Origin of the sequence: Kribbella sp. VKM Ac-2568 (assembly GCF_004345365.1) — a bacterium.
Lineage (GTDB): Bacteria > Actinomycetota > Actinomycetes > Propionibacteriales > Kribbellaceae > Kribbella > Kribbella orskensis.
Genome location: NZ_SLVF01000029.1, coordinates 1 through 8,852, shown reverse-complemented (window position 1 = coordinate 8,852; position 8,852 = coordinate 1). Strand labels below are relative to the sequence as shown.

The 8,852-nt window shown below is 66.6% G+C and carries 7 protein-coding genes and 1 pseudogene; 5 read left to right on the top strand and 3 right to left on the bottom strand.

Annotation, left to right across the window (positions count from 1 at the left end):
• Positions 1–196 precede the first annotated feature (196 nt).
• Positions 197–502 carry a response regulator transcription factor gene (locus EV648_RS42185; protein WP_199235155.1) on the top strand — a complete coding sequence of 102 codons (306 nt, stop codon included), beginning with the start codon at positions 197–199 and terminating at the stop codon, positions 500–502.
• An 11-nt stretch (positions 503–513) separates the two neighbouring features.
• Here EV648_RS42185 and EV648_RS45550 read toward each other — a convergent pair whose 3' ends face one another.
• Together EV648_RS45550 and EV648_RS42175 are read right to left on the bottom strand one after the other, a co-directional pair.
• Positions 514–945, bottom strand: a complete 432-nt coding sequence (locus tag EV648_RS45550; RefSeq protein ID WP_370452786.1) for a bifunctional DNA primase/polymerase — start codon at positions 943–945, stop codon at positions 514–516.
• Positions 946–1,848: 903 nt separating this feature from the next.
• Positions 1,849–2,394, bottom strand: a complete 546-nt coding sequence (locus tag EV648_RS42175) for a hypothetical protein (protein WP_132302088.1) — start codon at positions 2,392–2,394, stop codon at positions 1,849–1,851.
• Positions 2,395–3,176: 782 nt separating this feature from the next.
• On the opposite strand from EV648_RS42175, the gene EV648_RS42170 reads away from it, so the two are divergent.
• The 4 genes and pseudogenes from EV648_RS42170 (at position 3,177) to EV648_RS45545 (ending at position 7,340) form a co-directional block, all read left to right on the top strand.
• On the top strand, positions 3,177–4,487 hold the full coding sequence (locus EV648_RS42170; protein ID WP_132302086.1) for an AAA family ATPase: 1,311 nt from the start codon (positions 3,177–3,179) through the stop codon (positions 4,485–4,487).
• Positions 4,488–4,500: 13 nt separating this feature from the next.
• The gene (locus EV648_RS44985) at positions 4,501–6,180 is read left to right on the top strand and encodes a LuxR C-terminal-related transcriptional regulator (protein ID WP_305000069.1); all 1,680 of its coding nucleotides are present in this window, start codon (positions 4,501–4,503) and stop codon (positions 6,178–6,180) included.
• Between the two features lie 99 nt (positions 6,181–6,279).
• Entirely contained in the window at positions 6,280–6,558 is a 279-nt protein-coding gene (locus EV648_RS42160) for a hypothetical protein (RefSeq protein ID WP_132302084.1), read from the top strand.
• Positions 6,559–6,751: 193 nt separating this feature from the next.
• Positions 6,752–7,340 (top strand): annotated as a pseudogene (locus EV648_RS45545) (GIY-YIG nuclease family protein).
• Between the two features lie 477 nt (positions 7,341–7,817).
• Here EV648_RS45545 and EV648_RS42150 read toward each other — a convergent pair.
• On the bottom strand, positions 7,818–8,165 hold the full coding sequence (locus EV648_RS42150) for an N-acetyltransferase (protein WP_241996130.1): 348 nt from the start codon (positions 8,163–8,165) through the stop codon (positions 7,818–7,820).
• Positions 8,166–8,852 lie beyond the last annotated feature (687 nt).

Genomic DNA, 8,852 nt, shown 5'->3' with positions numbered 1-8,852 from the left:
CCCGGTGCGGTGAGAATCGCACGCCGGGTTCGGCGGGCGGCCCGGCGAAACGGACCCGGAGCAATCCGGGCACCGCGCCCCGGGCCGACCCAACTACCAGGCCCTTCGAGCCGGCGCGGTCGGGTTCCTGCTCAAGGATGCCCCGGAGCAGCAGCTGCTCGCTGCCCTTCGCGCCGCCCGCGACGGGGTCGCGTTGATGACACCTTCGGTCACCCGCAGACTCGTGGAGACCTTCGCCACGGCAGCGCCGGTTCCGGACGAGCGGCTGCACGTCCTGACCGAACGCGAAACCGACATCCTCACCCAGCTAGCCCTGGGGCTGTCCAACAGCGACATAGCCCGCGACCTGTCCATCGGTGAGACGACCGTGAAGACGCACGTCTCGCGAGTGCTGACCAAGTTGGGGCTGACCAGCCGCAGCCAGGCCGTCGTGCTCGCCTACGAGACCGGGCTCGTAGTCCCTCGGCATGGCAAGGCAACCGAGCGTGGAAGAGTTCAGTAAAGGTAGCCGTCTCACTTGGGCTCGTACTGCCGCCAGGCAGCGGTCGGGCTAGAGAGAGCGTCGACGGCCCGGGGTCCTCCGCTGGGCGTGATGACTTTCCACGTCTGTGGGGAGCGGTGCGTCGGCGCGCGCGGCGGGCTGGTCGAGCACGTCGCGCCCGGATCGTGCTCCGCTGTCTCGCCACGGCGCCGGTGGGTGCGTGCATGGTTCTTTCGGCTGGTCGACGTCCGCCACCAGCAGACCGACGGGCCGGTGGCGATACCGATGTTGAACGGGGCCTTTCCCCGCCAGTGGTCGATTCTGGCGTGATCGGTGGTTGCGACGTGTTCCCAGTCCTTGTCGACCGCCGGCGCTTTGCCGCCCGGCGCGACGGGGAACACGGGCTGACCTTGGTGTGGGGCGGGTGGGACTCGAACCCACGACCCAGGGACTATGAGAGCCATGGCACCTGTCACACGGCTCGCCTTCAGCCTCCAGAAGTTCGCGAACATGGCCGTCTAGACCACTCTGCCATCCCCGTTTGACTCCAGTTCGCTCCATGAATGGCTCCACGCCACCTAGAGATGACCATGTTTCATTGACAGACCCATTGACAGATCCTTGGCCTTGCCAAGGACCCGTACGAGGCGCCGCACACGCTGTCAGCCTCGGCAGACAGGAACGTGTTTGATGAAGCCTTCCATCAACTCACGCAACAGATCCGGGCCGGCCTGCTGCAGATGCTCATGCAAGAACTCGGCGGGGTCGATCCTGGAACCAGCGGTCATCGCAGTGTGATTCTCTTCGAGTGGGTTGTGAGAGATTCCTCGAAGAATCACGCGGTGACCGCACCCAGGTCTACACCCGGGCCAGCCACCACCTCGTCGTACACCACTCTGCTGGACTCAACTGGAGGCGAACCGGACTTGCGGGGGGTAGGTGGCTGGAACGTGGCGGCGCCGATACAACCACATCTCGCTGAGGGCTAGCGCAGCGACGCCGACTGCGGAGGCGCCCGTCTGCAGGGCTTCGGTCACGTTGTCGTCCGACGCGCTGCGGGCAGTCGCAGCCTCTGCCGGGGCACCTCGTACTGCGGGTCGTAGTTCGGGTAGTTGTACTCCGGTGCCAGCGGAGCGACCGTCGCGGAGCGCGGGACCTAGTTGTCCGGGACCCTGCCACTGCGTCGCTGGCGGTGAATCCGACGGCGCTCAGCGCGAGTGCGCAGACGGCGAGTGTCGTATGTGGGCGGTTCACGATTAGTCCCCTTGAAGGGTTCTGGCGGCGGGATTGCCGCTGTCTTCACCGTCGACTCACAGCCCGGCTCTCCGCATCGGGTGCACCCCCTCAGATGAGGACCTGGGGTCCCGTCAGATCTTGCCGTGGTCGGGCTCGCTGGTCCGGGACGGCGCGAGCCGATGGCTGCGACGCTGCGGGGCGAGCCATTTCGCTGGGCGCGGTGTGGGAGACAACTTTGTTGGAGGCGGCGCAGACTGGTGGTTGTGGGTGCGCCTGGGGTCGCACGGCCACCTCAGGTTGTGGGTCGGGTCGAGGAGCAGCAGGTTCTCGGTGCGGAGCTTGAAGGTCCACGTCTTCAGGTCGGGCGATGACTCATAGCTCTCGGCCAGGTCGTTCCCGAGCACGATCTTCTTGGACTTGGCGTCGTAGCGGTAGTCCGTCAGCGTCCGGGTGATGAGCTTGCCGATCATGCCGGCGTCGGTGGCGAAATTCCGCCCGGGGTCGAGATGCTCCACGTCGTTGATGGAGTAGACCGTCACCGTGCCGCCCTTCCCGCCGCCGGCACCCTGGGAGGTGTCACCGGAGTCGGTGCCCGTGTCATCGCTCTCACACGCGACGAGCGATGTCGCCAGTGCCAGGCCGACGATCGCCGACCCCACTCGCTTGGCGTGAGCCATGCTCATCCTCCGTTCGGAGCCGCTGCGCCGCACAGCGGCTGCCTCGGACCAAATCGCCCGTCATCCACGCACGCATAACCAGTGGCGACGCCATCGAACAACCAGCCACGGTCGGTGGGCGGTTGATCACCATGTTGATCAATGAGCAGCACGCGACCCAGGCCGTCGGCGCGTGCATCACGCAATGGCGGCGCAGCGAGCCCAGCTCACCTCCCAGACCCCAATTCCGCGCGAGACGTTTCGTCTGCCCGCCCCCACCGCGCGTCCACACCGGACAGCGGCGCGAACCGTGCCAATGCCTCGCCGAAGTGCACACAGGTTCTCCGCAGCACCTTGAGTTTGGGCCACTAGCCTGTCGCAGGCGTCCCGCACCAGCCTGCTCCGACCGATCCCCGCCGCACCATGCACCAGCACCGCACGGCCGACCGATCGCGCCACACTGCCCGCACCTCCGCGTCCAGCAGCCCCCGAATCCGACCGGCGAGCCGAAGACGTGGCTGTCCACTGCCGTCCCCATATACGCAGTGTCCGCCCGCCAGCCGTCTGGCGCGACAGGCTTGAGACAACGGAACGGCCGCCGGGCGCCACGGCTATGGCGCTCGCGGACCCATGATCACTCACGGTTGCCAGCTGATCGACCGCGGCCGTCGAAGCGTACAGATGGGATGGCCTCCGACCTGGCGCAACTTGCAATTCCGCACGCCCGCGCCCCGGGCGACTGACCGCAACGTTACTGACGGATTTGTGGAGACATCTGGGTTGTTTGGGCGGAGACTGCTGGTGTGGGTGGGGGGCCAGGAGCGCAACTGCCGGGCATCGCGGGCCGCCTCGAGGAGGGGAGAGTCCTCGCGGCGGCGATGAGCGCTGCGGCTCAGCGGCAGCCGTGCGCGGTGTTCGTGCATGGTGAGGCCGGTGTGGGCAAGACGCGGCTGGTGCGTGCGGTGTGCGACCAGGCGGCGGCGAACGGCGCGGCGGTCCTGTGGGGGCGCTGCGTGCGTTTCGGCGCGGTGGACGCTCCGTACATCGCGCTGATCGGCGCGGTGGAGGGCTGGCTGGAGTCGGCCGAGAGCGACGACCGGTCGACTGTGCTGGCTGCTGTGCCTGCGGCGACCGAGCTCTTGCCTGCGCTGGGCGGGCAGCCCATGCGCAGCATGGTCCGACTGCTGTCGGTCGTCGATGGGTTGATTCAGGCACTCGTCGCGGTGCGCCCGGCGGTGCTGGTCGTGGACGATGTGCAGTGGGCCGACATGGCTTCGCGGGACGCGATCACCTATCTGGTGGCCGGGTTCCGTTCTCAGCGATTCGCGGTCGTGGTGACCTACCGGGACGAGGAACTCGCACCTGGCGACCCGATGCACGTCTGGCTGGCCGATCTGATGCGGCTGCCTTCGGTGTCCTCGCTGCACTTGGACAGGATGAGTCACGACGAGACCGAGCAGCAACTGGCGATGCTGTTGGGTGGTCGGCCCGATCCGCACCTGGTGTCCGAGGTCGTCCGGCGCTCCGCTGGTAACCCGTATTTCAGCGAGTTGCTGGCGCGGGGGCTCACGGTCGCGGACGAGGATCTGCCGACCGGCTTGCCGGCTGAGCTGACCGGCGCGCTGCTGGCTGCCTGGCAGCGGTTGCCCGCCGCCGCGCGGGAGGTGATGCGGCTACTGGCCGTCGCCGGGCGACCAGTCACGTCCGCGGACTTGATCGAGGTAGCCGCGTCGCGTGGCATCGGAGCCGAGGCGGTGACGGTCGCGCTGATCGAGGCAACACAAGGCGGAATCTGCGTGACGCACGGCGGTGCGATGTGCTGGTTCCGGCATCCGCTGCTTGCCGAGGTCCTGAACGCGACGTTCGTACCGGGTGAGGCGGTGCCGATCCACGCGGCCTGGGCCAAGACGCTGGAGACCCGGGCCGGCACCAGCATCGATCGGCTCCAGCGGCTGGGTGACCTCGCCCACCATTACGAAGGCGCCCACAATCCGGCAGCAAGCCTGGAGGCCTCGCTGCGCGCCGCCGACCCTCGCAAAGCAACTCAAGGCCCTGCCCGAACAGGCGGTCCACCTGCGCCGCGCAACGCGCCTGTGGCCGACCGTGCACAATGAAGGCACACAAGCGGTGGATGCTGAGCTCGATCTTCTCGAACGCTGGGCCTTCGTGTCGAGCAGGGACGGAGGTGGCGAGGAGACCCTCGCAGCCTGGACCCGCTCGTATCAGCTCGTCGACGAGGGCCGAGACCCGCTTCGGGCCAGCCGCGTCATCAGAAAGGTCGCCGACTTTGAGTCCTTAACCGGCCGACGCAGCGGCGACGTATCATTCGACGCATCCGAGCGCGCCGTCAAACTGTGCGAGCCATACCCGGACAGCCCCGAGTACGCCTTAGCATTGGCCGAACTCAGTGAGTGTCACTCGTGGACCGACTCGTTTGACGCGGCGCGGCGCTACGCCGAGGAATCCCTTCAGGCGGCCCGGCGATCAGGCTCCCACGAGGCGTTATCAAGGGCCTACATTGCCCTGGCCTACGCATACATCCGCGATGACCGTGCCGATCACGACTCCGCCGAAGCCGTCCGCCACGCCAAGCTGACCGGCGACTCAAACGAGGTGACGGCCGCCCGAATCACCAGAGGGGCCTGGCTGACTTTTCGCGGCCGCCTTGCCGAGGCTCTTGAGATCGAGCAGGCAGCGCTTCGGGAGTGCCTGGACGGCGGGGAGTCGAACCTGGCGGCGTTCTATGCCGGCGCCGTGGCTCGAAACCTCCTCATAGTCGGACAACATTCGGACGCCGACCGTGCAATCCGTGAAGGACTAACCCTCGCCAGGATGCCGCACGACGGCGCTCACGTCCGACTGGCTGCGGCCCTGCTGGCGGTGCGCCGCGGAGACCTTGACCGAGCCCGCCTGCACCTACAGCGGGCCAAGGAGCTGATACCAGATCTTGACGATCGTCCTGCGTTGTTTGCGCCGCCGGTTGTGGCCGAGTACCTGGTCGCCAATAGTCAGCCGGATCGTGCCCTGGAGTTGCTCGCGCGGACGATGGTCGTCCAGATCGTTGACCCCCGAGTCGTCGACGAGATGCTGATGTTGGGCGCACGATCGGCTGCTGACATGGCCGAGGAGGCTCGTGACAGACGAGATCACGCGCGCATCACGCACGCCAGAGAGCTGCTCGACGGCATCGTCGAGATTCGCCACGGGCTGCAACCCCCACCCTTCGAGCCACTCGCCGCCGAGGACCTGATCCTGCCAGCGCTCGAAGCGGTCTACGCGGCCGAGACCGCACGCTGCCTGGCCCAGTCACCAACCTCGGCCCTCTGGGAGGAAGCGGTACAGCGATGCGCGGCTGCTGGGCTGCGATGGGAAGAGTCTGTCGCCTCCCACCAATGGGCACACGCCCTCCTCACCGAAGGCGCACCCCGCGCGGTCATCGCCGCCCCGCTGCGATCGGCGTACGGTCTGGCCGGCGGGATGGGTGCCAGCCCACTGCGTCACGAGATCGAAACCTTGGCCGCGCTCGCCAGGATCTCCCTTGGCGAACCCGAGCTACCGGCCACCGACAAGGTCCCCACCGCCTTCCAGACCCTGACCAAGCGCGAGCAGGAAATCCTCTCCCACCTCGTAGCCGGCCGGACCTACGCCGAGATCGCAGCCGCGTTGTTTATCAGCAAGAAGACCGTCAGCGTGCACGTGTCCAACGTGCTCCGCAAGACCGGCACCACGTCCCGACGCGAAGTCGCCACACTGGCCGGCAGGCTCGGCTACCCACCCGGCCAACCGGCTAACTGGGCCGCGTCCTAAGGACTTCGGCCCAAAATCTGAGGGCAAGTACCCGATGCCCGCCCCGCTCCTTACAGCGGACAGTCATTGCCATGTCCGACAACAAAGGAGTGGATTCCAATGATGACCAAACTCATCACCCGCACGGCCGCCGGGCTCGCGGCCACCGGCATCGCGACGCTCCCGCTGATCATCGGAACGTCCGCACACGCCATCAATAAGCACGAAGCAGGAGGTGGCGGCGACGCGATCGTCCTGATGCCTCCAGACAACGGCCGTCACGTCGACCCGGCCCAGGTCGCCGCTGGGGCACTCGCCGGAGCCACCGTCACCGGAGCCGCCTTCGTGGCATCCAACCGGATCCGCCGAGTGCACGATTCGGCGCCTCGCCCGGTCTAAAGCAAGGGCCCCGTGCCTGACCGCCCCGCCACCACTTGGCGGGGCGGTCGTCTGCGGTGACCGCAACTGAATCGGATCACCGTCGCAGCGGAAACTGATCCTCACCTGCATAACTTGGGCACGGCTCAGCGGGACAGACCACCGGCCACCCACTGGCACACTGGGTGCCGCCTACCTACGGCAATGGTTGCGGATGCGGCAACATGATGGTGTGCCACCATCCGAATACGCTGACGAACTCGCCGCCCTGCTCGAGACGGTCTCCGTGCTCACCCGCGACCAGGTCCTGACACCGCCTTGTCCTGTGCCGCGGTCGCCGGTGTATACGCCTGGTACTTCGACCAAGCCCCACCACTGCGTCCCCGTACAGGGCTGCCACCACACCGCCGCCGGCGCCTTGCTGTACGTGGGGATCTCACCCAAGGCACCACCCGCGAACGGACGCGCCGCTAGCCACCAGAACCTACGGTCCCGCATTCGCTACCACTATCGCGGCAACGCCGACGCGTCGACCCTGCGGCTGACGCTGGGCTGCCTGCTCAGCCAACAACTGGGCATTCGGCTGCGCCGCGTTGGCAGCGGTCCTGTCGGACTGGATGTCCCGTCATGCCCGCGTCTGCTGGGCCTCCACCCCAACCCCCTGGCTACTCGAAAGCCAACTCATCCACCACCTGGTACTCCCGCTCTACCTCGACCAGAACAAGCAGAGCGGCTTTCACGCCGAACTCACCGCCGCCCGCGCCAACCAACGCGCACGAGCACGCGAACCATCCGTGAGCTAGCGCCGTCGCCGCGTCGAACGCGGATAAGGACTCGACGGTCCAGCCAAGGGATTATGAGAGCCATGGCCGCCCCACCACTGGTCGACTTCAGACTCCACGGGCGTTGGATCCGTTCTACTCCAGCCGCGTTCTCCACTGCTAGACGCAGTTTTATGGCACGAACCATGGCACGCCTAGCCCGGTCATCGAGCAGTGTCCGCACGGCCGGCGCCCGCAGATCAGCAGTCGCTACGGGAGGCACTGCGGCTCAATCGCGACCGTACGGAGCCAGTCGGCCCTCGTCCCCTGCAGAGAGGCTTCTGCCTGATGGTCCTCGTTACGGCTTTGCGTCGATTGGCGCTGGTTGCCGTTCAAAGGTGCGAGGTAAAGGGCAGTTCCACGCTACGTGCAGAGTGCGCCGGATCGTCCCATCTCATGGGTTTGTCCCCGTTGGACCCGGGCTCGCAACAGGGACGTCACCGGCGGCGGAAGAGGAACCTACGTCAGTCGCTTGCGAGCGACCGTCTCGTCATCGTCGAGCTCACCGGTCTCGACGAACCCCATGCTCGCGTAGAGCGAACGAGCCACCGTATTCCGCAGGTCGTAGCTCAGCGCCGCCACTCGATGTCCATCCGACGCACCCCGTTCGAGCAGTCCAGCTACCACCGCCCGTCCGTACCCTCGTCGCTGATGCTGACGATCAATGACCAAACCGCCGATCCAGAAGCTCTCGTCGGCCGGATCAACGCCCCACATCACAAAGCCGACGACCTCCTCGCGGACCCGAACGGCGAGAGGGTGCCACGGGCTGTCCCCATACGCGCAGAGGGCCAGGTAGTTGGCCACGGGCGCAACGAAGCGCTGCTGCGTCTCCTCCACCTCCAGCGCCGTGCATGCTCGCCAGTTGTCTGCCCGGACGTCTTCAAGGATCACGGTGCGAGGTTAGTTCACGATTTCGCTTGCTTCGCTGCCGACCAGCAAAAGCCCAGCGAGCGGGCGGTCAGTGTCCCTTCGCTGACACGGGAGTTCACCATTCAGGTCGACCGCCTGTACGCGGGCCGCACCTTCGTGCAACGGAACTGGCAATGGGCAGGAACCAGCGTGCTTGCCGCTGCATCCATCATCACTGGGATCATCTGGCGCTGACGGATCTGTCAGGTGCCCTCAGCGCGAGGGCACGGATCTGCCGCGATCCGGGCGTTGGCGGCGGCGGGGACTCGACCCGCCGGCCCAGGGATTATGAGAGCCATGGCAACGCCAACACTGGTGGACTTCAGACTGCACAGCTACCTGATTCGCCCCCTCTGACCGCGTTCTCCTTCTCCAATAGACGCAGCTTCATGGCACGAACCATGGCATGACGGGCCGCGTCATCCGTCGCCTGACCGGACCTCAACGCCACACCTGCCCCGGTCCGCCGTGTCCAGGTCGCGCGTCGGGGACTGTAAGTTATTCGGTGTAACTCCTGAGACGTAGGAGACACCTGTGACTGATGTGAACGCTGCAAAGAAGTCGAGTGCCGAGGCGGCTGGC

Bases quoted from the DNA above. Each gene is read 5' to 3' on its own strand.
- EV648_RS42185 (WP_199235155.1), top strand. From the start codon at position 197: ATGACACCTTCGGTCACCCGCAGACTCGTGGAGACCTTCGCCACGGCA.
- EV648_RS45550 (WP_370452786.1), bottom strand. From the start codon at position 945: ATGGCTCTCATAGTCCCTGGGTCGTGGGTTCGAGTCCCACCCGCCCCA.
- EV648_RS42175 (WP_132302088.1), bottom strand. From the start codon at position 2,394: ATGGCTCACGCCAAGCGAGTGGGGTCGGCGATCGTCGGCCTGGCACTG.
- EV648_RS42160 (WP_132302084.1), top strand. From the start codon at position 6,280: ATGATGACCAAACTCATCACCCGCACGGCCGCCGGGCTCGCGGCCACC.